Below are 26,670 nucleotides of genomic sequence, written 5' to 3'. Positions count from 1 at the left end.
GGGTGGTCGGGGGGGGGGGGGGGGGGGGAGGGGGGGGGGGGCGCCCCCCCCCCCCTCCCCCGCAGGGCCGTCACCGGCAGCCGAACAGCCCCGCGCAGCGGCACCCAGCCCGCCGCAGGCGAACCAAGCGAAACCCCCACGGCGGGAAAGCCGAAAACGTGGGAGGCGGGCCAAGCGCAAAGCGTCTAGCGATCCGGGAGATTGATCACCGGAAAGCTCCCCGTATTGGTCGGCGCGTTCTCCGGCAGCCACAAGACGGACACGGCGCCCGTCGAACCGTCGGTCACCTCGTCCGCGTTGCGGAACGTCAGGCGCGCGCCCAGCACCCGCGCCTGCCCCGCCGCGATCGTCAGGCCCAGGCCATGGCCCCGCCCCGCACGGTCGCTGCTGCCGGTACGGAAACGACTGGGCCCCTCCCGCAGCAGCGCCTCGGGGAAACCACCGCCGTGGTCACGCACCCGCACCACCCGGCCCTCGACGGTCACCTCGATCGGCGGCTTGCCGTGCCGGGCGGCGTTGGCGATGAGATTGCCCAGAATCCGCTCCAGGCGGCGCGGATCCGTCGTGACCTCCGCGTCCCGTACGACATCGACGGTGATCTCCGGATCCAGCGCCCGCACCCGCCGGGAGACGAACTCGCCGATCATCACGTCCTGCAGCTCCGCGCGCTCCGCGTAACCGTCGAGCCGCGCCACCTCCAGCACGTCCTCCACAAGGGTGCGCAGCGCCTGCGCCCGGTCGCGCACCAGCTCCGAAGGGCGGCCCGGCGGCAGCAGCTCCGCCGCCGTCAGCAGACCCGTGACCGGAGTGCGCAGTTCATGCGCGATATCGGCGGTGACCCGGCGCTCGGCCTCGATGCGCTCCTGGAGGGCGTCCGACATCGCGTCCACCGCCCAGGCCAGATCGTCGGTCTCGTCGTGCACCCGGCCGCCGCCGACCTCGTCCCGGATTCGTACCGACGTGTCACCGTCGGCCAGCTTGCCCGCCGCCGCGGCCGCCTTGCGCAGCCGACTGGAGAGCCGCCCGCCCACCAGGACACCCAGCGCACAGCCCCCCACCACGACCGCGGTCGAGCCGATCAGCAGCGCCTGATCCAGATCGTCCAGGACGGCGAAGCGGTCCGGGAAACGGTCGTGGACCGACAGCACCCGGCCGTTGCTCAGCGGCGAAGCCGCCCACACCTCCGGGGCGGTCTCACCGGTGTCCTGCAGATAGGTCGCCCGCTTGTTCTTGGCGACCTCCGCGCGCAGCGCCGGCGGCAGCGCCGGATCGTCGATCTTCGCGCCGAACTGCAGCCGGTTGGTGGACTCGAAGATCTTCTGCGTGAAGTTGAGCCGCTCGACCTGGACGTCACGGCTGTTGTCGAGCATGGAATGGCGGGCCGCATTGTGCACGACAAGGCTCAGCGCGATCGCGACCAACGCTCCGACGAGCGCGATCGCGGCGCTGAGCTTCCATCTCAGACCCGTCCGCAGGGCCAGCCTGACCACCGGAGGTGTCAGCCTCTCAGCTTGTATCCGAAGCCGCGGACCGTCTCGATCCGGTCCTGGCCGATCTTGCCGCGCAACCGCTGGACGTGCACGTCCACGACCCGGGTGTCACCACCCCAGCCGTAGTCCCAGACCCGTTCCAGCAGCCGGTCGCGCGAAAGGACCGTACCCGGAGCGTTGGAGAACTCCAGCAGCAGCCTCATCTCGGTGGGCGTCAGCGCGACGTTCTCGCCGCCCTTGCGCACCTCCATGCCCTCGGTGTCGACCTCCAGATCACCGAACCGCAGCACCGCCTCCGCCGGATGTTCCTCCTCCGCGGCGGCGGGCCGCGCCCCCTCCGGGCCGCTGGCGTGACCGAAGCGGCGCAGCACCGCGCGGATCCGGGCCACCAGCACCGCGCCGTCGAACGGCTTGGTGACGTAGTCGTCGGCACCCGCCTCCAGCCCGAGCACCACATCGATGGAGTCGGCACGCGCCGACAGCATGATCACCGGAACCGTCGACTCGTCACGGATCCGGCGGCACAGACTGACACCGTCGAGGCCCGGCACCATCACATCGAGCAGCGCGATGTCCGGACGGTCGGCGCGGAACGCCTCCAGGCCCGCCAGCCCGTCGGGCATCGCGGTGACCACGAAACCGTCCCGCTCCAGCGCCAGCTGAGTGGCCTCACGAATGACGTCGTCGTCCTCGACGAAGAGCACATGGGTCTCGGCCATGCGGTTGTCTCAACCCTCCGATGCCGTGCCGCCGTCCGGCTGCGGGCCGTCGGCGGTGGTCTTGCTGTAGTCGGTGTGGTACTTCGCGAACTCGGTGAAGCGGCCGTCCGCCCAGTGATAGGTCAGCACGTCCTCCCCGGAGGGACAGCACACCTTGTCGCCGGCCTCATAGGTCTGCTTGGAGACCTCCAGCTCACCCTTGTTGACCCCGGCGGAGACCGACGGCTGCTCGTTCGCATACACGTTGTCATACCCGCTCTTCGCGCCGCTGTCCCTGCGGTAGACGTAAGAGCCGATACCCACCGAATCCGCGCAGGTCATGACATTGACGATGACATCCGGAGACTTGCCGCCGGTCAGCGACGCATACGTCACCTCGACCGGATACTCATCGGCGGCACACGGCTTGTACAGGGACTTCTTCACATCCGCGCCGACCTTCGGGTCGTCCCTCATCAGCGCGACGGCATCGACCTTCTTGAAGCCGGCGGACGAGGTCGGGCTGGGCGCACTGCTCACCGCACCCCTCGCCGCGGGCGTATGGCCGGCCGCGCCCTCACTGCGGACGCCCTCGCCCCCCGGATTGCACCCGGCCAGCAAAAGGCCGACGGCGGCCACCCCTGCCGTGGCCGCGCCGCCGCCTCTGGTCAACCCGATCCTGGTCAACCTGTTCCTGGACAAACCGCTCCCGCTCACCGCGCTGCTCGCACAGCCGCCGCTCCCGCTGCTGTTCCTGATGTGATTGTCGCGCGTGGAGTCGTGAACCGTACGGCCCCTGCGGGGGTGACGGCCATCTCATGCCGGGCCGCCGCACATAATGCCGCGCTGTTCGTCGTCGCGCCGATCGTCGTCGTCCCGCTCCGTGCCGGATGCCGTGGGCCGACCGTCAGGCCGCGCACCGCTCCCGCTCCTGCTCGCCGCGCTCCAGCATCCGCGCGTCGATGTCCCGCATCTGCAGCTCCTGCCGCAGCCGGGCCAGCGCACGGTGCAGCGTGCTCTTCACCGTACCCGTCGACATACCGAGCGCGGCGGCGGTCTCCTCCGTGCTCATCTGCTCCCAGTGCCGCAGCACCACGACGCTGCGCTGCTTGGGAGCCAGCACCCCGAGGATGTCCATCAGCAGGGCACGGTCGGCGCGCTGCTCGGTGCCGTCGTCCACGCTCGCGTCCGGGAGCTGCTCGGTGGGCACCTCCTCCAGCTTGCGCGCCCGCCACCACTCCGTCCGCGTGTTGATCATGACGCGGCGCAGGTAGGCATCGGCCAGCGACTTGTCCGCGATGCCGTCCCAGCGGCCGTACGTGCGCACCAGTGCCGTCTGCAGCAGATCCTGCGCGTCGACCGGATCGGGCACCAGGCGCCGGGCGCTGCGCAGCAGGGCCTCCTGCCGCGTACGAACGTACTCTTCGAAGTCCAGTACCTTGCCGCCGCTGGTCGCCATTCCGACGCCTCCGATCCGCATTGCGATTCCCCACGTTGTCCGCGCTGGTGGTCGTCGTCTCCAGCGCGAGGAAGACGCTACGGAGGGGGTGTTGCGGCGTAGTGTGCGTCGGGCCCACAGCGAATGCACGGAAAACCGTCGGTTGTGTAACAGCCCTCCGGGGGTCATACCTCGGACGGACGGCGCGTCCAGGCGGGTCATACTCCGGGGGGACAAGCGCCCCCACCACAAGGCCTATGAGGCGCGTTGAGGCGGGCGCCGGGCCGCGCCGAGGCCCCTCTCGGCCAACTCCCAGTCAACACGGAGCGCGCCTTCCGGGGATCGACTTCCCCCTGGCATGAGGTGCTGACGCGAGGTCAGGGCACGCTCAGTGGGCGCGGCGGCCGCGTTCCGCCCGGAGGCTCTCCACGGACGAGCGGCCGTCGGTACCGGGTCATCCGCACGGGGCAGTCCGCACCGGGCAGTCCGTACCGTTCATCCGCGCCGAGCCATCCGTACCGGGCAGTCCGTACCGGGCAGTCCGTACCGTTCATCCGCGCCGAGCCATTCGCACCGGGGCATCCGTCCATCCGCACCGGGTCATCCGTACCGGGTCATCGGCACCGGGTCGTCCGTACCGGGCGGCTGTATGTGACGGCCGTGTGATGACGGCATAGGACGGCCGCGTGATGACGGCCGCGCGATGACGGCCGGGGCCGATGGCCGCAACGCGACGGCCCGGAGCCCCGGCCGCGACATGCCGGCCGGCCGTCGTGCCCCGGCCTACGACAGCGGCAGCCGGTACCGGCCACCGCCCAGCGGCTCCACCAGGCCATCCGACACCAGACCGTCCAGCGCCCGGGCCCGCTGCACCGGCTCGTCCCACACCGCGTCCAGCACCTGCTGCGGCACCGGCGTCACCGCCTCGCGCAGCACGGCGAGCAGCTTGCCGCGCACCTGCCGATCGGTACCCGCGTACGTCTGCGTCCGCCGCGGCGGACCGTCGTGCGCCGGGGAGCCCGCCAGCCGCCAGGCGCACCGCGCGGCGATCGGGCAGCGGTGACACTCCGGCGTGCGCGCCGTGCACAACAGCGCACCCAGCTCCATCGTGGCGGCCGCCCAGCGCGCCGCCAGCCGCTCGTCGTCGGGCAGCAGCTGACGGGCGAGCTTGCGCTCCGCGGCGGTGGTGGCGTTCGGCGGGTACTGCCGGCCGGCCACCGCGCGGGCGAACACCCGGCGCACATTGGTGTCCAGCACGGCGTGCCGCTGCCCGTACGCGAAGGACGCCACCGCCGCGGCGGTGTACTCACCGACACCGGGCAGCGCCAGCAACTGGCTGTGCTCGCGCGGGACGTCACCGCCATGCCGTTCCTGTATGGCGGACGCGGCGGCGTGCAGGCGCAGCGCGCGCCGCGGATAGCCCAGCCGGCCCCAGGCACGAACCGCCTCGCCCGGCGCCTCGGCGGCCAGATCGGCGGGGCGCGGCCAGCGGGCCAGCCACTGCTCGTACACCGGCAGCACTCTGCTGACCGGGGTCTGCTGCAGCATGAACTCGCTCACCATCACGCCCCAGGCGCCCGCCTCGGGGCGGCGCCAGGGCAGATCGCGGGCGTGCTCGTCGAACCAGTCGGTGACCGGGCCGTGCAGCGCGGTCCCGTCTGCGGCCCCCGCGGCCGAGGTGGCGGCGGAGGCGGTCTCGGCGGCGGCGGTCGTGGCAGTGGAGGTGACAGGCGTCGAAGTCATGGCACCGTCGATCCTGGCACGTCCGCGGGCACCCGGGAAACGCGCCGGGCCCGCCCCGCCGCACGCCCACCCGCACGCAGGACGACTACATACGCACGGGTGGCGGCTACCGGCGGTACGCACCGAGCCGACGACGGGCCGGCGACTAGCTGACGGCGAGCCGTCGGCGGGCCGATGACCGACTGACGACGAGCCGGCGGGCGGGCCGGCGGAAGGTCGATGACGGCCGATGACGGCCGATGAGGGCCGATGAGGGCCGGGCTTGAGGCGGGCGGTCCGAGGACGGCCACGCTTGAGATGGCTGGTCCGAGGAAGGGCCAGGCTTGAGACGGGTGAACCGCCGATGGGCCAGGCTTGAGACGGGTGAAGGCCGATGGGCCAGGCTTGAGACGGGTGAACCGAGGAGGCTCGGAGCGGGCCCGGACGTGCGACTACAATCCGAGGGAACTGATTACTCTCCGTAATCGTTGCTTGAATAGTGGAGGCGGCGAGCGAGCGAGGATGCGGGCGCGTGACGGGGCGGGGATGCCGGCCGGCGCGTGACGGAGCAGGGATGCAGGCGCAGGGCGGAGCAGGAATGCGGGCGCGCGGCGGAGAGTGGAGCGGACACGGGATGAGCGACAGCGATACGGACGCCGGCGGCGGTAGAGCAGCCAGCGGCGGCGCGAAGGCCACCGGCGGTAAAGCAGTAAGCGGCGGCGCGGAGGCCGCTGGCGGCGCGGCAGGCACAGGCCGCGCGGCGGAGGCGGGCGACGCGGGCGAAGTCGGCGGCGTGGCGGACGCGGGCGCGGTGGACGGAGCAGCGGCCTGCCCCGTGGCGATCCGCCAGGCGCTGGCCGCGCATACGACGATGACGCTGGCGTACGTGGATGAGGACGGACCACAGGCCTGCGCGGTGCTGTACGCGGCCGAAGCGCTGGGCGCGGCGAACCCGGCCGGCTCCGGCGATGACACCAGAACGGCCCTGGTCGGTCCCCCCTCCGACCCCGTGCTGTACTTCGTCACCGCGACCACGACCCGGCACGGCCGGGCCCTCGCCGAGCCCGGCGCCCGGGTCGCGTTCACCGCGCAGCGGGACGGCCAGGAGTGGAGCGGGCTGACGGGGCTACAGGGCCGGGGCCACTGCCGGCCCCTGGCCGGCGCCGACCGGGCGGCCGGCTGGCGGACCTACACCGAGCGCTTCCCCTTCGTCGAGGCGAGCGACCGGCTCCGCGCCGCACTCGAGCGCACCACCCTGTGGGAGCTGCGCCCCGACTGGCTCCGACTGATCGACAACGGGCAGGGCTTCGGCCACAAGGAGGAGTGGCGGCGAGCGGACGCCCCGTAGTCCCATAGCCCCGTGCGGCGCCCCCGTTGCGCCCCGTTGTGCCCTGTAGTTCTTCAGTTCTTCCGCAAGCGCCCCGTAGCGCCTAAGTCAGCACCCCACGTTTCCTGCGCAGGCACCCCATTAGCTGTTCCTAAGCCTCGACCAGCACCCGCCACCGGCCCGCCCGCATCCGCAGGACCAGGTCGGTCGCCGGAGGGCCGAGGAGTGCCGCGCCGAGTGCCGCCACCGCCGCGCCCAGGGCCAGGCCGGCGGCCACGTCATGCGGGTAGTGGACGCCGACGAACACGCGGGAGAAGCCGGTGAGCAGGGCGATCGGCAGTGCCACCCAGGCGGCGGCCCGCCAGGCGATGGCGATGCCGACCGCCAGCGCCGCGGCGATCGTCGAGTGGTTGCTGGGGAAGGACCAGTCGCCCTCGGGCGGACAGGGGACGATCGAGGCGGCCGCGCCCGCCACCGCCCGGCATGGGCGCTCCTCGTCCACCAGGCTCTTGACCAGCTCGCTCAGCAGGTACGCGACCGCGGTGGCTATCGGCACCAGCACCGCGAGCGCGACGCTTCGCGCCGTGCCGCTGCGGGACCGCCACCACCCCAGGACCGCCACTGCCATCAGGAGCAGCAACCCGCCCTCGGTGCCGATGTCGGCGAGGGTGCGGAGCCAGTTGGGCGCGTCGTGCGCCAGGTCGGTGAGGTCGCGGTAGAGGGTGATGCTGTTCATGATCATCAACGGTACGGCCGTGGCGGCCGCGGTGCGGCGTACGAACGGCGGAAGGGAGCAACCGGGGATGGGAGGGGGCAGTCGGTGACGGGAGGGGGCAACCGGCGAGGGGGATGGCGGGCGATGGGAGGAGGGGGCGGGCGAAGGGTGGAGGGGCGACGGGCGGAAGCGTGGAGGGGGCGACGGGCGGAAGCGTGGAGGGGTACCCGGCGAAAGTGAGGCCGGAGGGAGCAGACCTCGCCTAACGGGGCATCAGGCCCGTTACGGCGGTAAACGCGGCCGGCGAGCCGACTCCGGGCCGATAATGGGAAAAGTTGCAGTCGGATGCGGCGGGTAGTGGCCGGTGTGGCCACGGATCTCTCGTAGAGTTTCCGCGTGGGATCACTGCGCAATCCGATCGGGCCGCTTCCCTCCTCCATCTACTGGCGGCGGAGGGCCGTTGCGCTGGCCATCGTCGTCCTGCTCACCGTTCTGGTCGTCTGGGCACTCAATCTGGGTGGCGACGGCGGTGCGAACAGCGAAGAGGGCAAGGGCGGTTCGCACGGCAAGGGACCCGCGACCTCCATCACGCCCGGCCCCTCCTCCACCGGCCCGGCGATCACTCAGAAGCCGGGCGGGCGCGACGAGTCGGGCGGCGGCGGGGAGTCGGGTTCGGACTCCGGCTCCGGCGGTGGTTCGGGAGCCTCCGGCGGTAGCGGTGGTGCCAGTGGTGGCTCCGGCTCGGGTGGTTCCGGTTCGGGGTCCGGCAGTGGTCCGATCGGTCAGGGCTCCGGAAGCGTGGTGCCGGCCGGTTCGTCCCTCCCCAACTGCACATCGCCCAAGGTGGAGTTGACCCTCCGCAGCGTCAAGGACTCCTACGCTCCCGGCAAGCGGCCGTCGTTCGAGCTGACGATCAAAAACACGGCCGGTGCGGCCTGCAAGGTGGACCTCGGACAGAAGGCCGCGGTGGTCACCATCACCGACACCGCCGGAGACGACCCGGTATGGGCCTCGAACGACTGCCCGTCGGGCACCGCCCCCGCGCTGCTGAAGGTGCCGGCCGAGGGCTCCGTGAAGCGCACCCTCGGGTGGGACCGCCACGCCAGCGCCCCGCGGTGCGCGACGCCGAGTTCGGCGACGGTGCCGGCCGGCAAGTATCTGATCGAGGCGAAGGTGCCGGGCCTGAAGGCGGTCCGTACGTCGTTCGTGCTGGATGAGGACTGAGGTACCGGGGCGGGGCGCCGTACGGGTCGAGGCTGAGGCTTCGGTGCGGGAAGGCCGCTGTGGGGAAAACCGCTGCGGGGAAAGCCGTTGTGGGGGAAACCGCTGCGGGGAGAGTCGCTGTGGTTGAGGGGCGGCGCAGGCCAGTTGCGGGTCGGGCGCTCCCCAGCTGAGTGCCGGCGCTCCTCAGTTGAGGGCAAGCGTTCCCCAGTTGAGGGCAGGTGCTCTCCAGTTGAGGGTCGGTGCCCGTGCCTTGAGGGTCGGTGCCCGTGTCTTGAGGGCTGGCGCCCGTGTCCTGAGGGTTGACGTCCGCGTCGAGGGCGGCCGGCATCCGCGGCGAGGGCCGTTTGTCGCGCGGAGGCTGATCGCTCTGGGCGATTCCGCTGAGAGCGTGCGGTGCTGGCCTCGCCCGCGGGCCTCCGGCACAGTCGCCGTCATGAGACTACTGATGCTGGGCGGAACGGAGTTCGTGGGCCGAGCGGTCACCGAGGCGGCGCTGGCGCGGGGCTGGCAGGTGACGGTCTTCCATCGCGGGACCCACGCGCCGCCGGAGGGCGTGACCGCGCTGCACGGCGACCGGACGGACGCGGCGGGGCTCGCGGCGCTGGAGGACGGCGAATGGGACGCCGTCGTCGATACGTGGAGCGGTGCGCCCGTGGCCGTACGGGACGCGGCGCGTCTGCTGGCCGGCCGGGCCCGGACCTACGCCTACGTCTCCAGCCGGTCCGTGTACGCGTACCCGGCGGCGTACGGCCTCGGCGAGGACGGCCCGGTGGTGGCCGGGTCCGCCGACGCGACGGACTCCGACGACTACGCGGCGGCCAAGCGGGGCGCCGAACTGGCCGCGCTCGACGCCTTCGGGGACCGGGCGCTGCTGGTCCGCGCGGGGCTGATCCTCGGGCCGTACGAGAACATCGGGCGGCTGCCGTGGTGGCTGGGCCGGATCGCCCGCGGTGGCGCGGTGCTGGCGCCCGGTCCCCGGGAGACGGCCCTTCAGTACGTGGACGTCCGCGACCTCGCCGAGTGGACCCTCGACGCCGTGCGGTCCGGCCTCGGCGGGGCGTACAACCTGGTGAGCGGGACCGGCCACGCCACCATGGGCGAGCTGCTGGAGAGCTGTGTGAAGGTCACCGGCTCGAATGCGGAGCTGCGCTGGACCGCCCCCGAGGACGTGCTCGCCGCCGGCATCGAGCCGTGGTCGGAGCTGCCGGTCTGGCTGCCGCCGGGCGAGCTGCACGACACGATGTACGGCGCGGATGTCTCCAAGGCACTGGCGGCGGGGCTGCGTTGCCGCCCCGTCGGCGAGACGGTGGCGGACACCTGGTCCTGGCTGCGGTCCATCGGCGGGACGGCGCCGCAGCGTCCGGACCGGCCGGCGGTGGGGCTGGCGGAGGAGAAGGAGGCGGCGGCCCTGCGGTAGGCGCGGGTGGGGGTGGGGGTGGCGCATGGTGGGGGGCGGCTGTACGGCCCGTTGGTCGCGGTGCGCGGGCGTCAACGGGGGGCGGCCTGGTGCCCGGGCGCGGGCCCGGGAAGCGGAGAGTCCGCTGCCCCGGTGTGTCACACGGGGCAGCGGACTTTCTCGGCGCGGCGTCGGCGGGACGAGTCCTCGCCGGGTGGAGAGCTACATGTCCTCGCCGAGTGGAGAGCTACACGTCCTCACCGGGTTGAGAGCTTCACGCTCCGGGCTGGTCCCGCTCAGAGATGTCCCGGGCTTCATGTCCCGGGTACATGTCCGGGGCTCGTGTCCAGGGCGCCGGCGGGGCGGTCAGCCGATGGGGTTGACGAAGGTGGCCGGGTGGGTGGCGCCGCGCTGGTCGACGAGGGTGCCCCAGGGCCACTTGATGGTGATCGACTGGGTCTCGTTGGGCGGGGTGACGTCCGCGAAGGCGGGCTGGTAGAAGCCCTTGTCCTCCTTGGTCATGGCGACGTTGATCGTGAAGTCGGTGCTGTCCCCGGGCCCCAGGGTGATCGAGCCGTGCTTGGCCGACGAGCGGGCCAGCGACCAGCGCTCGCCGCCGTTCTCGGACTTGAGGTCCACGCCCGCGAAGCCGCCGATCGTGCAGGTGCGGCTGCCCTTGTTGGTCAGCACGACGCTGGCGGTCGTGGCCCCGGCCGCGTCCGGGTCCGGGACGGCGTCGCCGCCCGTGGCGAACGTCGCCTTCAGACCGGAGGTGTGGCACCGCTCGACGCCCGAGCCCGCCTTGCCGCCCCCGGAGGCCTGCCCGCCGCCCGACTGCTTGCCCGCGGCGCCCGGCTTGGGGCCGGCCTTGGTGTCAGCCTTGGTGCCGGGGCTCGCCTGGGCATCGGAGCCCTGCGCGTCGGAGGAGGAGCCCGCGCCGCCGGACTCGGCGCCGGCCGTGCCCGCTTCCGCGTGCGCCGAGGGCTTCGTGCCGGTGGCGTCCGAGCCGGAGCACGCGGTCAGCGTGAGGCCGGCGGCTGCGGTCAGGGCCGCGGCGGCGATGCGAAGGGTGCGGCGACGAGCGGTGCGGGCAGTGGTGCTGGAGCTCATTTCAGGTCCCCCGGGGCGGTCGGTGTCGTGGTTTCCTCGGTACGTCACCCACTCTGCTCGGGGCCGCTATCGCAAGGATGCCGCGCCGCTAACGTCCGGCTAACACGGGTGTGAGCTGGGGAAGGACACCAAGGAGGACCCGAAGGACCGGGCCGCGTCACCTAGTGGGGAACACGCGGCGGCTCGCCGGAACCAGGGGCATCCGGCAGCTCAGGATCGTGGGCACGGGCGGCCCGCCCCCCGGGACCTGCCTTCAGCGGCCCCGTCAGACGTACCGCTCCAAGATCGACGACTCCGCCAGGCGGGACAGGCCCTCGCGTACCGAGCGGGCGCGGGCCTCGCCCACGCCGTCGACGGTCTGGAGGTCGTCGACGCTGGCCGCGAGCAGTTTCTGCAGGCCGCCGAAGTGGTCGACGAGGCGGTCGATGACCGTGCCGGGCAGGCGGGGGACCTTCGCCAGCAGGCGGAAGCCGCGCGGGGAGACGGCGGAGTCCAGGGTCTCGGGGGCGCCGCTGTAACCCAGCGCGCGGGCCACGATGGGGAGTTCGAGCAGCTCGGTGTGGGTCAGGGCGTCGAGCTCGGAGAGCGCTTCGGCGACCGTGCGGGAGCGCTTGGCGGTGGGCTCGGGGACGTAGTCGCGGACGACCAGCTCGCGCTCGGGCTCCACGCCGGCGATCAGCTCTTCGAGCTGGAGGGCGAGGAGCCGGCCGTCCGTGCCGAGCTCGACGACGTACTCGGCGATCTCGGTGGCGATCCGGCGGACCATCTCCAGGCGCTGGGCGACCGCGGTGACGTCGCGGACCGTGACCAGGTCCTCGATTTCGAGTGCGGAGAGGGTGCCGGCGACCTCGTCCAGGCGGAGCTTGTAGCGCTCCAGGGTGGCCAGGGCCTGATTGGCGCGGGAGAGGATCGCGGCGGACTCCTCCAGGACGCGGCGCTCGCCGTCCACGTACAGGGCGATCAGGCGCATGGACTGGCTGACCGAGACGACGGGGAAGCCGGCCTGGATCGAGACGCGCTGGGCCGTGCGGTGACGGGTGCCGGTCTCCTCGGTGGGGATGGAGGCGTCGGGGACCAGCTGGACGCCGGCGCGCAGGATCTTGGTGATGTCCTTGTCGAGGACCAGGGCGCCGTCGAGCTTGCACAGCTCGCGCAGGCGGGTGGCGGTGAACTCGACGTCGAGGACGAAGCCGCCGGTGCACATGGTCTCGACGGTCTTGTCGAAGCCGAGGACGATCAGCCCGCCGGTATTGCCGCGCAGGATGCGCTCCAGGCCGTCGCGCAGTGCGGTACCGGGCGCGACGGCGCTCAGCGAGGCGCGCATCAGGCTCTCGGTGCCGGGGTTCCCACCGGACCTGCCGGGAGTCGATGCCCGGTCGTTGGCTGCCACTGCACTCCTCCGTCACACGGTCTGTCGGTCCGCAGGCCGCCCGCCCGATTGCTGCGGTTGGCGTACCAGCGGAGCGTACGTGGCCGGCAGGCAATTCTGCGGTGACGGGCGAGACCAGGGCAAAGTCTACCGGCGTGCGCCCTCTTCCTGTGGGGCCTCCCGGCGCACCCGCTTGGGCAGGACGCTCAGGGCCTGTCCGACGTCGGCGACCTCCAGGACCCGCATCCCGTCGGGGATCTTGCCGGGGTCGGCGGGGACCAGGGCGTGGGTGAAGCCGAGCCGGGCCGCCTCGGAGAGCCGGCGCTGGACGCCGGTGACGCGTCTGACCTCGCCGGCGAGGCCCACCTCGCCGATGGCGACCAGGTTCTTGGGCAGGGGGGTGTCGCTGGCGGCGCTGGCGAGTGCCAGGGCGACGGCGAGGTCGGCGGCGGGCTCGGTGAGCTTCACACCGCCTACCGTCGCGCTGTAGATGTCGCGTTTGCCCAGGGCGCTGATCCGGCCGCGCTGCTCCAGGACGGCCAGCATCATCGAGACCCGGGAGGTCTCCAGGCCGGAGGTGGTGCGCCGGGGTGAGGGGATCTGGGAGTCGACGGTCAGCGCCTGGACCTCGGCGACCAGCGGGCGGCGGCCCTCCAGCGTGACCGTCAGGCAGGTGCCGGGCACCGGCTCGGCGCGGCGGGTCAGGAACAGGCCCGAGGGGTCGGCGAGGCCGGTGATCCCTTCGTCGTGCAGCTCGAAGCAGCCGACTTCGTCGGTGGTGCCGTAGCGGTTCTTGACGCCGCGCACGAGGCGGAGGCGGGCGTGCCGGTCGCCTTCGAAGTGCAGGACGACGTCGACGAGGTGTTCCAGGAGGCGGGGGCCGGCGATGGCGCCGTCCTTGGTGACGTGGCCCACCAGGAGCGTGGACATGCCGCGTTCCTTGGAGGCGCGGATCAGGGCGCCGGCGACTTCGCGGACCTGGGCCATGCCGCCGGGCGCGCCCTCGATCTCGGGGGAGGCGACGGTCTGGACGGAGTCGAGGATGAGCAGGGAGGGCTTGACGGTGTCGAGGTGGCCGAGGACGGCGGAGAGGTCGGTCTCGGCGGCCAGGTAGAGGTGGTCGTTGATGGCGCCGATGCGGTCGGCGCGCAGCCGTACCTGGCTCGCGGACTCCTCGCCGGTCACGTAGAGCGTGCGGTGGGCGTCGGAGGCGGCCTTGGCGGCGGCGTCCAGGAGGAGGGTGGACTTGCCGACGCCTGGTTCGCCGGCCAGCAGCACGACGGCGCCGGGGACCAGGCCGCCGCCCAGCACCCGGTCCAGCTCGTCCACGCCGGTGGAGCGGGCGGCGGCCTGCTTGCCGTCGACCTGGCCGATGGGCAGCGCGGCCGTCGTGACGCGGCCGGGCGCGGTGGTGCGCACCGCGGGGGTGCCGCCGAACTCCTCGACGGTGCCCCACGCCTGGCACTCGGGACAGCGGCCGAGCCACTTCGCGGTGGTCCAGCCGCATTCGGTGCAGCGGTAGGAGGGGCGCTCCTTGCCCGACGTTTTACGCGTTGCCATGGGGCCACCGTAGCGGCGGGGTCCGACAACGCCCTCCGCCGAGTCCTCGGGGAGCGGGGTCCGGGCGGGTCCTGCCGCGTCGCCGTCCGGTTTGCGCCGAGCGGGTGGCGCGCGCCGAGCGCCCCCCTGCCTCCAATGGCCGATTCGTGTCCCCTTTTGAGGGAGATGGTCACCCGTAAGGGTTAAAAGTGTGCCAGGCGAGCAGGCCTGGCTGCATCATCCCCCTACCGTCGCCGGGGTGATGAGCAGCAGGCCCGAGCACCCCACGCACTCCACCGGCGCACACCGGTCGCGCGGCGACGGCCGGCGCCGCCGCCCGCAGCCCGTCGAGCGGCCCGAGCGGCCCGATCCGCTCGGCGCGGGCGAACGCGACGACGGCCATGACGGCTATGAGCCGTATCTGGACGGGCTGTTCACGTACTGCCTGTCCGTCCTGTGCGACCACGACGCGGCGGCGGCGGTGCTCGGCGAGATGCTCGCGCTCGCGGAGCACCGCCGCGGCCGGCGCCCTGGCGACCCCGCGCTGCACCGCTCCTGGCTCTACGCGCTGGCTCGGTGGGCCTGCCTGCGCCGGCTCGCCGAGCGGACCGGGGCCGCCAGAAGGCCGGGCGGCACCGCGGCCGGCAAGCCGGGTGCCGGACCTGAGGGCGCTTCGGACGGCGCACCGGCCGGCTCCGCGGGCACCGCGGCCGTCCGCGACGCCGAGCGGCGGCAGCGGGAACTGGCCGCGCTGGCCTGGCCGGAGGCCGCGGGCACCACCCCCGAGCAGCGCGAGGCGCTGGAGCTCTCGGTGCGCCATCACCTCTCCGCCGACGAGGTCGCCGCGGTGCTCGGCGCCGACCCGATCGCCACCCGCGCGCTGCTGGCCACCGCGTCCTGCGAGGTCGAACGGACCCGGGCGGCGCTGGCCGTCGTCGAGTCGGGGCGATGTCGGGAGGTCGCGCGGCTGGCGGGCGACAGCCAGATGCTGCTGGGCGCGGCGCTGAGCCGGGAGCTGGTGCGCCATGTCGACGACTGCGCCGAGTGCCGGCGGACCGCCGAACGGGCCACTGTGCCGGGGGCGTGGCCGGGCACCGCGCCGGTGGCCCGGGGCACGCTGCCGCTGGTCGGCGCTCCCGGGGAGGCCGTGCTGGCCGCGCTGGCGGCGGCCCGGCGCTCCCGGTCGGGGCGCGCGGAGGGCGTGCCCGGCGCCGGCCGCGGTGGCCGGGCGCGCGGGGCAAACGGTTCTCCTCGCTACGACCGTGACGGCTTCCCCGTGGGCGCCCCCACGGACCGGGCCGCCCGGCGCCGCAGGCTGCGGGCCCGGGCGCTGACCACGACCGTCGTCGCCACGGTGGTGGCGGCGCCGGTGCTGGCCCTGTGGGCGGCCTACCGCGGCGCTCCCGCCACGGGGGAGGCCGCGAACGAATCACCGGCGGTGACGGCCAGCGACACGGACAGCGGCGCGCAGCTGGGCGGCCGCCCGTACGAGAACGCCGGCAACGCCCGGACGACGCCCGAGCCCGGCTACCGCGCCGGCGCGGGGCTGTCGGACGTGTCCGTCGAGGTGGTCGACGGGGACGGCGGTGCGCCGCGGTCCGAGCGGGCCGGCCGGGCGGCCCGGGGTCCGGGCCGGCTGACGGTGGCCGCGCAGCCGAGCGGGGGGACGACGGTCATCACGCTCAGCGCCTCGGGGGGCGCGCCGGTGCGCTGGACGGCCTCGTCGGGTGCGCCCTGGTTGTTGATGAGCCATACGGCGGGCTCGCTGCGGCCGGGGCAGTCCACGACGATCACGGTCTACGTCGACCACGACCGGGAGCCCGTGGGCCGGTGGCGGGCCAGGATCGCCATCGGTCCCGGCAGGACCGCCGTGACGATGGAGGGCTTCGGCGCCCCGGAGCCGGGCCCCGGCCCGCAGGACCCGACGCCCACCAAACCGGCACCGACCCCCTCGGGCCCGGCGTCCACGCCCACGCCGACCCCGGCGGACCCGTCCCCCACGCCCACCCCCACGGCTTCCGCGCCGACGCCGGCCCCGACCACGCCGGAACCGACCTCGAGGCCGTCGAACACCACGCGCCCCGCCGGCTGAGACAGCACGACGGCGGGCCGGGACGCGAAGGCGCCACGGCCCGCCGGGAAGGCCTCACGGCCCGCCGGGAAGGCGACGTCACGGTGGCAAGCGACGCCGCCGTCCCGCCCCAGGGCCTTGCGGGCCTCGTTCTACTGGGCGGAACCCTTCTCCTCCGCGGACGCCGCAGGCTTCGCGGACTCCGCGGACTCCGCGGACTCCGCGGACTCCGCGGACTTCCCCGGCTTCCCCGACTTCGCCGGCCTGGGATCCGCCGGATGCGGCGCCATCGGCAGCGTCGCCGCCATCCGCTCCTCGCACAGCTCGGCGAGCTTGGCGTAGCCCTTCTTGCCCATCAGCTCGGTCAGCTCCGGCTTGTACGAGACGTACACCGGCTCGCCGGCACCGTGCGCCGACGTCGCGGACGTGCACCACCAGTGCAGGTCGTGGCCGCCGGGGCCCCAGCCGCGCCGGTCGTACTCGCCGATGGTCACCTGCAGCACCTGGGTGTCGTCCGGCCGGTCGATCCAGTCGTACGTGCGCCGGACCGGCAGCTGCCAGCAGACGTCCGGCTTGGTCTCCAGCGGCTCGCGGCCCTCGCGCAGCGCGAGGATGTGCAGCGAGCAACCCGCGCCGGCCGGGAAGCCGGGGCGGTTCTGGAAGATGCACGAGCCCTGCCAGCGGCGGGTCTGCCGCTCGCCGTCGTCGTCCTCCTCGACCCAGCCGGTCTGCGTGCCGACGTCGTGGAACTGCCACAGGTCGGGCGTGAGCCGCGCCACGTGCCGGGCCACCCGCTTCTCGTCGTCGTCGTCCGAGAAGTGCGCGCCGAGCGTGCAGCAGCCGTCGTCGGCCCGGCCGGCCTGGATGCCCTGGCAGCCGCTGCCGAAGATGCAGGTCCAGCGGGAGGTCAGCCAGGTCAGGTCGCAGCGGAAGAGCTGCTCGTCATCGGCCGGGTCGGGGAAGGTGACCCACGCGCGGGCGAAGTCGAGGCCGACCTCGTCGGCCGAGGGCTGCGCCCCGGCGGCCGCCTTGGCGCGCCGCTTTTCGTCCTTCTTCAGCGCTTTTTCGTGCTTCGCCTTTTTCGTCTTTGCCACAGGTCCAGCGTACGGGGGTCGGTCCGGCCTTGAGGAATTGCCGAATCCGGCCGCGGCGCGAGTCCGGGCGCGCAGTGGGCCGCGGGCCGGGAACCACCGCGCCGTGAGGAGCGGGCCACCGGCGCAGTAGGTTTCCCCGTATGAGACTCGGTGTCCTCGATGTGGGTTCGAATACGGTCCATCTGTTGGTGGTGGACGCGCACCCGGGCGCGCGCCCGCTGCCCGCCTATTCGCACAAGGCGGAGCTGCGCCTGGCCGAACTCCTCGACGAGGCCGGCGCCATAAGCGACGCAGGGGTGGAGCGCCTGGTGGCGACCGTCCTGGAGGCGCTGCAGGTGGCCGAGGACAAGGGCGTCGAGAGCGTGCTGCCGTTCGCCACGTCCGCGGTGCGCGAGGCGTCCAACGGCGAGGAGGTGCTGCGCCGGGTCGCCCTGGAGACCGGTGTCGAGCTGCAGGTGCTCTCCGGTGAGGACGAGGCGCGGCTCACCTTCCTCGCGGCCCGCCGCTGGCTGGGCTGGTCCGCCGGCCGGCTGCTGGTGCTGGACATCGGCGGCGGCTCGCTGGAGATCGCCTTCGGCCTCGACGAGGAGCCGGACGTGGCGGTGTCGCTGCCGCAGGGCGCCGGCCGGCTCACGGCGAGCGCCCTGCCCGGCGACCCGCCCGACCCGGACGACGTGCGCGCGCTGCGCCGCCGGGTACGGGCCGAGATCGCCAAGGTGGTGAGCGAGTTCACCCGGTACGGGACCCCCGACCAGGTCGTCGGCACGTCCAAGACCTTCAAGCAGCTGGCCCGGATCGCGGGCGCCGCGCGCTCGGCCGAGGGCCTGTACGTCCAGCGCGAGCTGACCCGCAGGAATCTGGAGGAGTGGGTGCCGCGGCTGGCCGCGATGACCGTCAAGGAGCGCGCCGAGCTGCCCGGGGTGTCCGACGGCCGGGCGCGGCAGCTGCTGGCCGGGGCGCTGGTCGCCGAGGCCGCGATGGACCTGTTCGGGGTGGAGACGCTGGAGATCTGCCCGTGGGCGCTGCGCGAGGGCGTCATCCTGCGGCGGCTGGACCACCTGCCCGCGTGAGACTCGTCACGCCGCGACGGGAGGGGCGCCACACGCATCGCCCCAGCCCCACCGGCCACGGGGCTCTCACGGGGCGGGAAGGCCTGCGCCGACAGGGGCGGCGGTCGTCCGGATCTCCTGCCCCGGGCACAGGTGCGGCCCGTACGCTGTCCCTCGTGACAGAGCCAGTGGTGCGCATCCCGGATGCGAAGGTCGCGCTGTCCACGGCCTCGGTGTATCCGGAGTCGACGGCGACGGCCTTCGAGATCGCCGCGCGCCTGGGCTACGACGGCGTCGAGGTCATGGTGTGGACCGACCCGGTCAGCCAGGACGTCGAGGCGCTGCGCAGGCTCTCCGACTACCACGGCGTACCGGTCCTGGCCGTCCACGCGCCGTGTCTGCTGATCACCCAGCGCGTCTGGTCCACCGACCCCTGGGTGAAGCTGCAGCGGGCCCGCAACGCCGCGGAGAGGCTGGGCGCCTCGACCGTGGTCGTGCACCCGCCGTTCCGCTGGCAGCGCAGCTACGCCCGGGAGTTCGTCCGCGGGGTGTGGCGGATGGAGGGTGAGACGGACGTGCGGTTCGCCGTCGAGAACATGTACCCGTGGCGCTACCGGGACCGCGAGATGCTGGCGTACGCCCCGGACTGGGACCCCACCAACGACGACTACCGGCACTTCACCGTCGACCTGTCGCACACCGCCACCGCCCGCAACGACGCGCTGGCGATGGTGGAGCGGATGGGCGACCGGCTGGCGCACGTCCACCTCGCCGACGGCAACGGCTCCGCCAAGGACGAGCACCTGGTGCCGGGGCGCGGCAGCCAGCCCTGCGCCGAGGTGCTGGAGCGGCTGGCCGCCACCGGCTTCGACGGGCATGTGGTCGTCGAGGTCAACACCCGCCGGGCGATGTCCGCCGCCGAACGCGAGGCCGACCTGGCCGAGGCGCTGGCCTTCACCCGGCTGCATCTGGCCTCGCCGAGCCGGGTTCCGGGTTCGTGAGCGAGCCCGCGGACGAGTCGCCCGAGCGGCCCGCCCGCCGCCGGGGCCGCCCGGCACGTGCCGCCGCCGAGACCGGGCCCGGCGCCCGGGACCGGATCCTGGCCGCGGCCCGTACCGAGTTCGCCGAGCGCGGCTACGACAAGACCTCGGTGCGCGGTATCGCCAAGGCGGCCGGGGTGGACGCGGCGCTGGTGCACCACTACTTCGGCACCAAGGAGCAGGTCTTCGCGGCGGCCATCGAGCTGTCCTTCGCGCCCGCGCTGACCATGCCCGACGCCCTCGCGGGCGGCGGCTCCGAGGTGGGCGAGCGGATGGCCCGCTTCATGTTCGGTGTCTGGGAGAACCCGGTCAGCCGGCCGCCGCTGCTGGCGATCATGCGTTCGGCGCTGACCAACGACACCGCGGCGGCGGTGCTGCGCGGACTGATCGAGCGCCGGATGCTGCAGCGGCTGGCGGGCGAACTGCGCGTCCCCGACCCCGAGTTCCGGGTGCAGCTGGCCGCGAGCCACCTCATTGGCATCGCGCTGCTGCGCTATGTGATCAAGATGGACCCGGTCGCCTCCGCGGACACGGAGGAGATCATCGCGATGGTCGCGCCGACGCTCCAGCGGTATCTGACCCAGCCGTAGGGGAGGGCCGCGCCGGCCGCCGTAGGGGAGGGGCGAACAGATCCCGTAGGGGATGCGAGGGCCCCCTGCGGGGCCACAACGCGGGGGTGCCGGGAGGTATTCCGCGCGGTCACCGGGAGGCACCGCGCAGGGGTCGCCGGGAGGCACCGCGCAGGGGTCGCCGGGAGGCACCGCGCAAGGGTCGCCGGGAGGCCGCGCAGGGGTCACCGGGAGCATTCCGCACGGCCAACGAGGAGGCGCTCCCCTCTGGCCGAGGAGGGCCGACACCGTCCGCACTCTGGGCGGTCGTCTCACATGCCGGAGTCGGCGTCCAGATCTTGGATCAAGAGCGTAACCTCGGACTCAGCTGCTACATGATTTCCGAGGGAGTGACCTGTCGTGCCCGAGCTGAGGTCCCGCACCGTTACCCATGGCCGCAACATGGCGGGTGCCCGCGCCCTTATGCGGGCCTCGGGTGTAGCGAGCGAGGACATCGGCAAGCCGATCGTCGCGGTGGCCAACTCCTTCACCGAGTTCGTGCCCGGCCACACCCACCTCGCCCCGGTCGGCCGGATCGTCTCCGACGCCATCCGGGCCGCGGGTGCCATCCCGCGCGAGTTCAACACCATCGCGGTCGACGACGGCATCGCCATGGGCCACGCCGGCATGCTGTACTCCCTGCCCTCCCGCGACCTGATCGCGGACAGCGTGGAGTACATGGTCGAGGCCCACTGCGCCGACGCCCTGATCTGCATCTCCAACTGCGACAAGATCACCCCGGGCATGCTGATGGCCGCCATGCGCCTGAACATCCCGGTGGTCTTCGTCTCCGGCGGCCCGATGGAGGCCGGCCAGGCCACCCTCGTCGACGGCACCGTCCGCAAGCTGGACCTGATCGACGCCATGGTCGACGCCTCCAACGAGAACGTCTCGGACGCCGACGTCCTGCGCATCGAGGAGAACGCCTGCCCCACCTGCGGCTCCTGTTCAGGCATGTTCACCGCCAACTCGATGAACTGCCTCACCGAGGCCATCGGCCTCTCCCTGCCCGGCAACGGCTCGGTGCTCGCCACCCACACCGCCCGCAAGGCGCTCTACGAGAACGCCGGCCGCACGGTCGTGGAGATCGCCAAGCGCTACTACGAGGACGGCGACGAGTCCGTCCTGCCGCGCAACATCGCCACCCGCGCCGCCTTCGAGAACGCCATGGCGCTCGACATCGCCATGGGCGGCTCCACGAACACGATCCTGCACCTGCTCGCCGCCGCCCAGGAGGCCGAGCTGGACTACGACCTCAAGGACATCAACGAGGTCTCGCGACGCGTCCCCTGCCTGGCCAAGGTCGCCCCGAACGTGGCGCCCGGCGGCACGTACTACATGGAGGACGTGCACCGCGCCGGCGGCATCCCCGCGATCCTCGGGGAGCTCTACCGCGGCGGACTGCTCAACGAGGACGTGCACTCCGTCCACTCCGCGACGCTCGCCGAGCACCTCAAGACCTGGGACGTGCGCGGCGGTTCGCCCTCCGCCGAAGCCGTCGAGCTGTGGCACGCCGCCCCCGGCTGCAAGCGCTCGGCGACCGCCTTCTCCCAGTCCGAGCGCTGGGAGACGCTGGACACCGACGCCGAGGGCGGCTGCATCCGCTCCGTCGAGCACGCCTACTCCAAGGACGGCGGCCTGGCCGTCCTCAAGGGCAACATCGCCGAGGACGGCTGCGTGGTGAAGACCGCCGGCGTCGACGAGTCCATCTGGACCTTCGAGGGCCCGGCCGTGGTCTGCGAGTCGCAGGAAGAGGCCGTCGACAAGATCCTCACCAAGCAGATCAAGGAGGGCGACGTCGTCGTCATCCGCTACGAGGGCCCCAAGGGCGGCCCCGGCATGCAGGAGATGCTCTACCCGACGTCGTTCCTCAAGGGCCGCGGCCTGGGCAAGACCTGCGCGCTGGTCACCGACGGCCGCTTCTCCGGCGGCACGTCCGGCCTGTCCATCGGCCACGCCTCCCCCGAGGCGGCCTCCGGCGGCACCATCGCCCTCGTCGAGGACGGCGACCGCATCCGCATCGACATCCCGGGCCGGACCATCGACCTCCTCGTGGACGACGCGACGCTGGCCGCCCGCCGGGAGGCCCTGGGCGGCGTGTACGCACCCAAGCAGCGCGAACGCAAGGTGTCGGCGGCGCTGCAGGCGTACGCGGCGATGGCCACCAGCGCGGACAAGGGCGCGGTGCGGGACGTGAACAAGCTCGGCTGAGCACACCCGTTGACGTGATGGAGCCCCCCACGGTCGTGGGGGGCTCCATGTGCGTCGTCGTGCGTACGGGGCGTCAGCCGCCGGACAGCTCCCCGCCCTTGACGGCGTCGACGAACGAGGACCAGGCCGCCGCGTCGAAGAGCAGCGCGGGGCCGTGCGGGTCCTTGCTGTCGCGGACGGGCACGAGGGCGGGGAGGCCGTCGGCGACCTCGATGCAGTTGCCTCCGTCGGGGTTGCTGTAGCTGGACTTGCGCCATGTGGCGGCGGTGAGGAAGTCGTCGGAGACCTCGACACATTGGCCGCCGTCCGAGTTGCTGTAGCTCGACTTGCGCCAGGTGACAGTGCTCAGGTCGATGGATCGCACGGCACATCCTCCAACATCTGCCCGATGAACTTCCGCGACTCGGCCGGGGGCAGCGCGAGGTCGCGAACAGCATCGTACGCGCGTTGCAATCGCTCAACCGCGCATGTTTCCTCCACGAGTTCGCCGTGTAGGGCAGTCTCGATGTAGGCAACGGTGCGGCCATCGAGCAGCCGGAGAAACATTACGTCCGTGGCTGCAAGGAAATGCAGCGCGGAACCGCGAGGCAGCACCTGGATCGTCACGTTCGGCCGCTCGGCGACCTCGGCCAGATGCTCCAACTGCTCTCGCCACGCCACCACATCACGCAGCGGAGTGCGCAGCACCATCTCGGACAGAACGGTGCGGAAGGCTGGGGGATCGAGGTCCGCCAGCACTGCACTGCGCCCTATGCGCGCCTCTACTTGCCGCGCCAGCTCGTCGCCTTGAATGCCGCCCGCTGCGAGCACTTCACGTGCGTATTCCTTGGTCTGGAGAAGGCCCGGCAGTACACCCACGGCGTAATGCCACATGCTCAACGCCTCGGCTTCCAGCGTCATGTACCGCCGGTACTGCTCCTTGAACTGCGTCGGATCGCCGAGCGCCAACTCCCAGAGCGTCAGCAGCCAGTCCTCCGCCCCGTAGCGCTGGGCCAGCGCCTCCACCACCTCCGGGCTTCCCAGTGTCTTGCCGCTCTCCATCTTGCCGAAGAGCGACGCATCCCACCCCAGCACCTCGCCGAGCTTCCGCAGGCTGTCGCCCTTCTTCGCGCGAAGTAATCGCAGCTCCTCCGCGAAACGTCGGCGCGGCTCCTGACTGCGTCCGGTGACCACTCGTCTCGGCGGCATGGTGCCCTCCTCCGTGGAAGGTGCGGAACAAACGGTGCAAGGGTGCGAAGTACGGCCCGCAAACGGGCCCGGCACCCGGATCCCCGTCCATCCTCGTAATGGCCGGGCCACTCACCGTAGTCGCGACCGGTCGGCCCCACACGGAAACGGCGGACAGGAGCGGAGCCATGGCCACAGGCCGGATGGACGAGGCGGAGGCGGCGTGCGGCGAACTGGCCGAGTTGCTCCGGCGGGTCGGTGTCGTGCTGCCGTCGCTGGGGGTCGACCCGGTGGCCTACACCCGCGAACACCCCTGTCTCCTAATTGAGTTGGGGCGCTGCAACCTGGAGACGGTACGGCGACTGATCCAGGTGCTCGCGAAGGCCGAGAGGTGATGGGCGACGTGACGGGCGACGTGACCGGCCGCCCCTACATCTCACCGTCGTGCCACATCGGCACCCACGCGGCCTGCGACAAGGGCGTTGCGGGGCACGGCGGGGCCGCCCTGGTGCCCGGTGTCCGGCATGAGGCCTGCGCCTGCCGCTGTCACCAGGAGCCGGCGCGGGGACCTCACCAGCCCGCCGGGTCCTTCGTCGCCGCGCCGAACACCGTGCCGTCCGGCGCCGCGGCGTAGACCGAGCCCCGTGCGCCGTCCACCCGCGGCGCGGGCAGCGACTCCACGAACCCGTTGTGCCGGGCGGCCGTCAGCCGGGGCGCGGTCTGCCCGATCAGCGCGCCCGACCGGGCGTCCATCGCCAGCAGCCGGCCGTCCGCGGCGGTGAAGAACAGCCTCTCGCCGCTCACCACGGGCGCCGACCCCCGGCTGACCGAGGTCTCGGTGTCCCACGTACGGGCCCCGACGGCCTGCAGCGCACCGCCCTCGGCCAGCAGGTACACCGTCTCGTCGTGCACCACGGCGGCCACGCCGTCCAGGGGCGCGGTCAGCGGCAGGCGGCGGGCGTGCCCGCTCGCCGGGTCGTAGCGGACGACGGCGGTGGTGCGGTAGGAGAGCCTGGGGTCGGTGGCGGTGAGGTAGAGCGCCCCGGACGGGCCGGTCCCAGCCGGCGTGAGCACCCCCGGCAGCCGGCGCGACCAGCGGGCCCGGCCGTCGGCCACGTCGATGGCGGTGACCTGCGAGGCCGTGCCGTCGGGGGTGGGTTCGGCGGCGTAGGCGGTGTGCGGGCCACCGAATCCGGTGAACAGCGGGAGAGTGTGGCCGGGGTAGCGGTGGTGCCACCGTTCGCGGTGGGTGGCGCTGTCCAGCGCCGTGACCGTGCCGTCCCCGGACGCCAGCAGGACCCGGTCGCCGATGACCGCGGCCCCGCCCTCGTATCCGGTGATGTCCCTGCTCCAGCGGACGGCGCCCTTCCCGCCGGGCGACGGATCGAGCGCCAGCAGCCGGGTGGCGTCGGCGGAGAAGACGTACAGCAGCCCGCCGGAGAGCACCGGCGCGGCCGGTGAGGCGGCGTGCTTGCCGGGGGAGTCCTCCGTGCGCCGCCACGCCACCCGGCCGGTGTCCGGGTCGAGCCGGGCGGCCAGCACACCGGACTGGCCGCAGAAGACGGCGCCGGATCCGCTGGTGCAGAAGGGCAGTTCGGCGTCGTGCCCCTTGGGCCGCTCGACGAGCGTGGTGTGCCAGGGGCGGAAGCCCTCGCCGGGGCGTGAGGGGTGGGTCTGCAGCGCCGGGTCCTGGCCGGGGCCCGAGGGGGAGAGCGCCCGGACCCCGGCGAACGCGCCGGCTCCGGTGACCACCAGGGCGAGGGCCGCCCACAGGGGCCAGCGGCGGCTCCGGGAGCGGGCGTCGCGGCGCGGGCCGGAAGCGGGCGCGGCCGGGGCGTCGAGGGGGGCCGGGCCGGTGCCGGGCGTCGGCTCGGCGGCGGGAGCGGGCTCGACGAGGGGGGCGGGCACCCGCACATGCGTCGTCTCGGCCCGCGCCGGGGCGGGCTCGGCCCGTACGGGCTGCCGCTGCTCCGGGATCCGTACGTCCGGCACCGCGCCGTCCCACGCATCCGGCACCGCGCCGTCCCGCGCGCCCCGCACCCCGCCGTCCACGGCCAGGCCCACCGGATCGTCGGTCCGCAGCATCTCCATCAGCGCGTCCGGCGTCGGGCGGTCCGCCGGATCCTTCGCCAGGCAGCTCTCGATCAGCGGGGCCAACTCCTGCGGCACGCCCGCCAGATCGGCCTCGTCGTGCACCACCTGATACGCGACGAGGTAGGGGCTCTCGGAGTCGAACGGCCCGCTGCCGGTGGCGGCGTGCACCAGCACCGAACCCAGCGCGAAGACGTCCGCCGCGGGCCCCACCTCGCGCGGCCGCTGGAACTGCTCGGGCGCCATGAACGGCGGTGTGCCGATCAACTTGCCGGTCTCGGTGCGCATTTCGCTGTCGGAGGGGCGCGAGATGCCGAAGTCGATGACTTTCGGGCCGTCGGCGGCCAGCAGCACGTTTCCCGGCTTGAGGTCGCGGTGCACCACCCCGGCGCGGTGGATGTCGCGCAGCGCCTCGGCGAGTCCCGCGGCCAGCTGCCGGACCTCGCAGGGCGCCATCGGGCCGCTCCGCTTCACATGGTCCGAAAGCGTCGGGCCGGGGATGTGGAGGGTCGCCATCCAGGGGCGTTCGGCATCCGGGTCGGCGTCCACGACGGGCGCGGTGAAGGCCCCGCTGACCCGCCGCGCGGCCGCCACCTCCTGCCGGAACCGCCCGCGGAACTCCGGGTCCTGGGCGAACTCGGCATGGATGACCTTGACCGCGAGCAGCAGTCCGGACGACGAGCGGGCCAGGTGGACCACGCCCATACCGCCGGCGCCGAGCCGCGCCTCCAGGCGGTACTGCCCGGCGTATTCCGGACGCTCCGCTTCCGGGCCGACCCCGGAATCGCGCAGCGACGGCATGGTTCCACCCCCGTGTCATTCCCTGTGCCATTCGGTCGCAGGTGCGACGCGCGGAGCCTAGTCGATGGCGCGTACGAGATGAACGAAGCTTGCTAGCGTGCGCGTTGCGGAATTGAAACGAACATGATCAAACGGGTACCACTCACGGGGGAATGCGAAATGACAACGCAGGACATCCAGGACGATTCCGAGCAGACCGCCGGCCAGGCGCTCGCCGCCGCGTCCGGTGGCGGCCTGGTCTATCCGATCGCGCCCGGCTACCGCGTCAAGGTCCGCAAGGGCCCCGGCACGAACTACCCGGTCGTCCGCCTGCTGCCGGAGGGCGCGCGGATCGAGATCCGCTGCCAGCGGCACGGCCAGCGGGTCACCGGCCCGTACGGCACCTCGGACATCTGGGACAACATCGGCTCCGGCCAGTACGTCTCCGACACCTACGTCCGCACCGGCAGCGATGTGATGGTCGCGCCGCGCTGCATGGGCGGCTGAGGCGCGGCCGGCGCCCGGCGCGGA

At 73.0% G+C, this 26,670-nt stretch carries 23 protein-coding genes; 10 read left to right on the top strand and 13 right to left on the bottom strand.

The window, feature by feature from the left end:
* Positions 1–185: 185 nt before the first annotated feature.
* From cseC to AC0680_RS05520, 5 genes are all read right to left on the bottom strand, one after another.
* Positions 186–1,490 (bottom strand): two-component system sensor histidine kinase CseC, encoded by a 1,305-nt coding sequence (gene cseC, locus AC0680_RS05540; RefSeq protein ID WP_478625179.1) that lies wholly within the window; start codon positions 1,488–1,490, stop codon positions 186–188.
* Positions 1,491–1,498: 8 nt separating this feature from the next.
* Entirely contained in the window at positions 1,499–2,209 is a 711-nt protein-coding gene (gene cseB, locus AC0680_RS05535; RefSeq protein WP_478625176.1) for a two-component system response regulator CseB, read from the bottom strand.
* Positions 2,210–2,218: 9 nt separating this feature from the next.
* Entirely contained in the window at positions 2,219–2,728 is a 510-nt protein-coding gene (locus AC0680_RS05530) for a hypothetical protein (protein ID WP_478625174.1), read from the bottom strand.
* A 367-nt stretch (positions 2,729–3,095) separates the two neighbouring features.
* Positions 3,096–3,647, bottom strand: a complete 552-nt coding sequence (locus AC0680_RS05525; RefSeq protein WP_127155366.1) for a SigE family RNA polymerase sigma factor — start codon at positions 3,645–3,647, stop codon at positions 3,096–3,098.
* Between the two features lie 762 nt (positions 3,648–4,409).
* Positions 4,410–5,369 (bottom strand): HhH-GPD family protein, encoded by a 960-nt coding sequence (locus AC0680_RS05520; RefSeq protein WP_478625171.1) that lies wholly within the window; start codon positions 5,367–5,369, stop codon positions 4,410–4,412.
* Between the two features lie 613 nt (positions 5,370–5,982).
* On the opposite strand from AC0680_RS05520, the gene AC0680_RS05515 reads away from it, so the two are divergent.
* Positions 5,983–6,696 (top strand): pyridoxamine 5'-phosphate oxidase, encoded by a 714-nt coding sequence (locus AC0680_RS05515; RefSeq protein ID WP_478625169.1) that lies wholly within the window; start codon positions 5,983–5,985, stop codon positions 6,694–6,696.
* A gap of 130 nt (positions 6,697–6,826) precedes the next feature.
* Here the strand turns inward: AC0680_RS05515 and AC0680_RS05510 are convergent, their stop codons facing one another.
* Complete coding sequence (locus AC0680_RS05510; RefSeq protein WP_478625167.1) at positions 6,827–7,411, bottom strand: phosphatase PAP2 family protein; 585 nt, start codon at positions 7,409–7,411, stop codon at positions 6,827–6,829.
* A gap of 375 nt (positions 7,412–7,786) precedes the next feature.
* Between AC0680_RS05510 and AC0680_RS05505 the strand changes: the two genes are divergently transcribed.
* The gene (locus tag AC0680_RS05505) at positions 7,787–8,614 is read left to right on the top strand and encodes a hypothetical protein (RefSeq protein ID WP_478625166.1); all 828 of its coding nucleotides are present in this window, start codon (positions 7,787–7,789) and stop codon (positions 8,612–8,614) included.
* Positions 8,615–9,047: 433 nt separating this feature from the next.
* A complete protein-coding gene (locus AC0680_RS05500) occupies positions 9,048–10,031 on the top strand; it encodes an NAD-dependent epimerase/dehydratase family protein (protein ID WP_478625164.1) in 984 nt (327 codons plus the stop codon).
* Between the two features lie 345 nt (positions 10,032–10,376).
* Here the strand turns inward: AC0680_RS05500 and AC0680_RS05495 are convergent, their stop codons facing one another.
* From AC0680_RS05495 to radA, 3 genes are all read right to left on the bottom strand, one after another.
* Entirely contained in the window at positions 10,377–11,120 is a 744-nt protein-coding gene (locus AC0680_RS05495) for a DUF4232 domain-containing protein (protein WP_478625162.1), read from the bottom strand.
* A gap of 265 nt (positions 11,121–11,385) precedes the next feature.
* Positions 11,386–12,510: a DNA integrity scanning diadenylate cyclase DisA gene (gene disA / locus AC0680_RS05490; RefSeq protein WP_467662578.1), complete on the bottom strand. Its 1,125-nt coding sequence runs from the start codon at positions 12,508–12,510 to the stop codon at positions 11,386–11,388.
* A 126-nt stretch (positions 12,511–12,636) separates the two neighbouring features.
* Complete coding sequence (radA, locus tag AC0680_RS05485) at positions 12,637–14,049, bottom strand: DNA repair protein RadA (RefSeq protein ID WP_478625159.1); 1,413 nt, start codon at positions 14,047–14,049, stop codon at positions 12,637–12,639.
* 241 nt (positions 14,050–14,290) lie between these two features.
* Between radA and AC0680_RS05480 the strand changes: the two genes are divergently transcribed.
* Positions 14,291–16,120: a BACON domain-containing protein gene (locus AC0680_RS05480; protein WP_478625157.1), complete on the top strand. Its 1,830-nt coding sequence runs from the start codon at positions 14,291–14,293 to the stop codon at positions 16,118–16,120.
* A 131-nt stretch (positions 16,121–16,251) separates the two neighbouring features.
* Here the strand turns inward: AC0680_RS05480 and AC0680_RS05475 are convergent, their stop codons facing one another.
* Positions 16,252–17,193 (bottom strand): DUF3109 family protein, encoded by a 942-nt coding sequence (locus AC0680_RS05475; protein ID WP_478625156.1) that lies wholly within the window; start codon positions 17,191–17,193, stop codon positions 16,252–16,254.
* A 140-nt stretch (positions 17,194–17,333) separates the two neighbouring features.
* Here AC0680_RS05475 and AC0680_RS05470 point away from each other — a divergent pair, with 140 nt between their 5' ends.
* The 4 genes from AC0680_RS05470 to ilvD all read left to right on the top strand — a co-directional run bounded on the left by AC0680_RS05470 (position 17,334) and on the right by ilvD (position 22,101).
* Entirely contained in the window at positions 17,334–18,263 is a 930-nt protein-coding gene (locus AC0680_RS05470; RefSeq protein ID WP_478625153.1) for a Ppx/GppA family phosphatase, read from the top strand.
* Between the two features lie 155 nt (positions 18,264–18,418).
* Positions 18,419–19,243, top strand: coding sequence for a sugar phosphate isomerase/epimerase family protein (locus AC0680_RS05465; RefSeq protein WP_478625151.1), 825 nt, complete (start codon positions 18,419–18,421; stop codon positions 19,241–19,243).
* Positions 19,240–19,872, top strand: coding sequence for a TetR/AcrR family transcriptional regulator (locus tag AC0680_RS05460; protein WP_478625148.1), 633 nt, complete (start codon positions 19,240–19,242; stop codon positions 19,870–19,872). Before AC0680_RS05465 ends, AC0680_RS05460 begins: the two co-directional genes overlap by 4 nt.
* A gap of 378 nt (positions 19,873–20,250) precedes the next feature.
* Positions 20,251–22,101, top strand: coding sequence for a dihydroxy-acid dehydratase (gene ilvD / locus AC0680_RS05455; protein ID WP_478625146.1), 1,851 nt, complete (start codon positions 20,251–20,253; stop codon positions 22,099–22,101).
* Between the two features lie 73 nt (positions 22,102–22,174).
* Here ilvD and AC0680_RS05450 read toward each other — a convergent pair whose 3' ends face one another.
* Both AC0680_RS05450 and AC0680_RS05445 read right to left on the bottom strand, forming a co-directional pair.
* Entirely contained in the window at positions 22,175–22,465 is a 291-nt protein-coding gene (locus tag AC0680_RS05450) for a DUF397 domain-containing protein (RefSeq protein ID WP_478625144.1), read from the bottom strand.
* On the bottom strand, positions 22,447–23,289 hold the full coding sequence (locus AC0680_RS05445; protein WP_478625142.1) for a helix-turn-helix domain-containing protein: 843 nt from the start codon (positions 23,287–23,289) through the stop codon (positions 22,447–22,449). The genes AC0680_RS05450 and AC0680_RS05445 overlap by 19 nt, the downstream gene beginning before the upstream one ends.
* A gap of 167 nt (positions 23,290–23,456) precedes the next feature.
* Here AC0680_RS05445 and AC0680_RS05440 point away from each other — a divergent pair, with 167 nt between their 5' ends.
* On the top strand, positions 23,457–23,663 hold the full coding sequence (locus AC0680_RS05440; RefSeq protein ID WP_478625140.1) for a hypothetical protein: 207 nt from the start codon (positions 23,457–23,459) through the stop codon (positions 23,661–23,663).
* 175 nt (positions 23,664–23,838) lie between these two features.
* Here the strand turns inward: AC0680_RS05440 and AC0680_RS05435 are convergent, their stop codons facing one another.
* Positions 23,839–26,160: a serine/threonine-protein kinase gene (locus AC0680_RS05435; protein WP_478625139.1), complete on the bottom strand. Its 2,322-nt coding sequence runs from the start codon at positions 26,158–26,160 to the stop codon at positions 23,839–23,841.
* 159 nt (positions 26,161–26,319) lie between these two features.
* Here AC0680_RS05435 and AC0680_RS05430 point away from each other — a divergent pair, with 159 nt between their 5' ends.
* Positions 26,320–26,646, top strand: coding sequence for a peptidase (locus AC0680_RS05430; RefSeq protein WP_478625137.1), 327 nt, complete (start codon positions 26,320–26,322; stop codon positions 26,644–26,646).
* The last annotated feature ends 24 nt before the right edge of the window (positions 26,647–26,670 follow it).

Source organism: Streptomyces sp. NPDC043738, assembly GCF_056436545.1.
This window is presented reverse-complemented; position numbering and strand designations above follow the sequence as displayed.

Bases quoted from the DNA above. Each gene is read 5' to 3' on its own strand.
- cseB (WP_478625176.1), bottom strand. From the start codon at position 2,209: ATGGCCGAGACCCATGTGCTCTTCGTCGAGGACGACGACGTCATTCGT.
- AC0680_RS05525 (WP_127155366.1), bottom strand. From the start codon at position 3,647: ATGGCGACCAGCGGCGGCAAGGTACTGGACTTCGAAGAGTACGTTCGT.
- AC0680_RS05520 (WP_478625171.1), bottom strand. From the start codon at position 5,369: ATGACTTCGACGCCTGTCACCTCCACTGCCACGACCGCCGCCGCCGAG.
- AC0680_RS05515 (WP_478625169.1), top strand. From the start codon at position 5,983: ATGAGCGACAGCGATACGGACGCCGGCGGCGGTAGAGCAGCCAGCGGC.
- AC0680_RS05510 (WP_478625167.1), bottom strand. From the start codon at position 7,411: ATGAACAGCATCACCCTCTACCGCGACCTCACCGACCTGGCGCACGAC.
- AC0680_RS05500 (WP_478625164.1), top strand. From the start codon at position 9,048: ATGAGACTACTGATGCTGGGCGGAACGGAGTTCGTGGGCCGAGCGGTC.
- AC0680_RS05495 (WP_478625162.1), bottom strand. From the start codon at position 11,120: ATGAGCTCCAGCACCACTGCCCGCACCGCTCGTCGCCGCACCCTTCGC.
- radA (WP_478625159.1), bottom strand. From the start codon at position 14,049: ATGGCAACGCGTAAAACGTCGGGCAAGGAGCGCCCCTCCTACCGCTGC.
- AC0680_RS05480 (WP_478625157.1), top strand. From the start codon at position 14,291: ATGAGCAGCAGGCCCGAGCACCCCACGCACTCCACCGGCGCACACCGG.
- AC0680_RS05470 (WP_478625153.1), top strand. From the start codon at position 17,334: ATGAGACTCGGTGTCCTCGATGTGGGTTCGAATACGGTCCATCTGTTG.
- AC0680_RS05445 (WP_478625142.1), bottom strand. From the start codon at position 23,289: ATGCCGCCGAGACGAGTGGTCACCGGACGCAGTCAGGAGCCGCGCCGA.
- AC0680_RS05440 (WP_478625140.1), top strand. From the start codon at position 23,457: ATGGCCACAGGCCGGATGGACGAGGCGGAGGCGGCGTGCGGCGAACTG.
- AC0680_RS05435 (WP_478625139.1), bottom strand. From the start codon at position 26,160: ATGCCGTCGCTGCGCGATTCCGGGGTCGGCCCGGAAGCGGAGCGTCCG.
- AC0680_RS05430 (WP_478625137.1), top strand. From the start codon at position 26,320: ATGACAACGCAGGACATCCAGGACGATTCCGAGCAGACCGCCGGCCAG.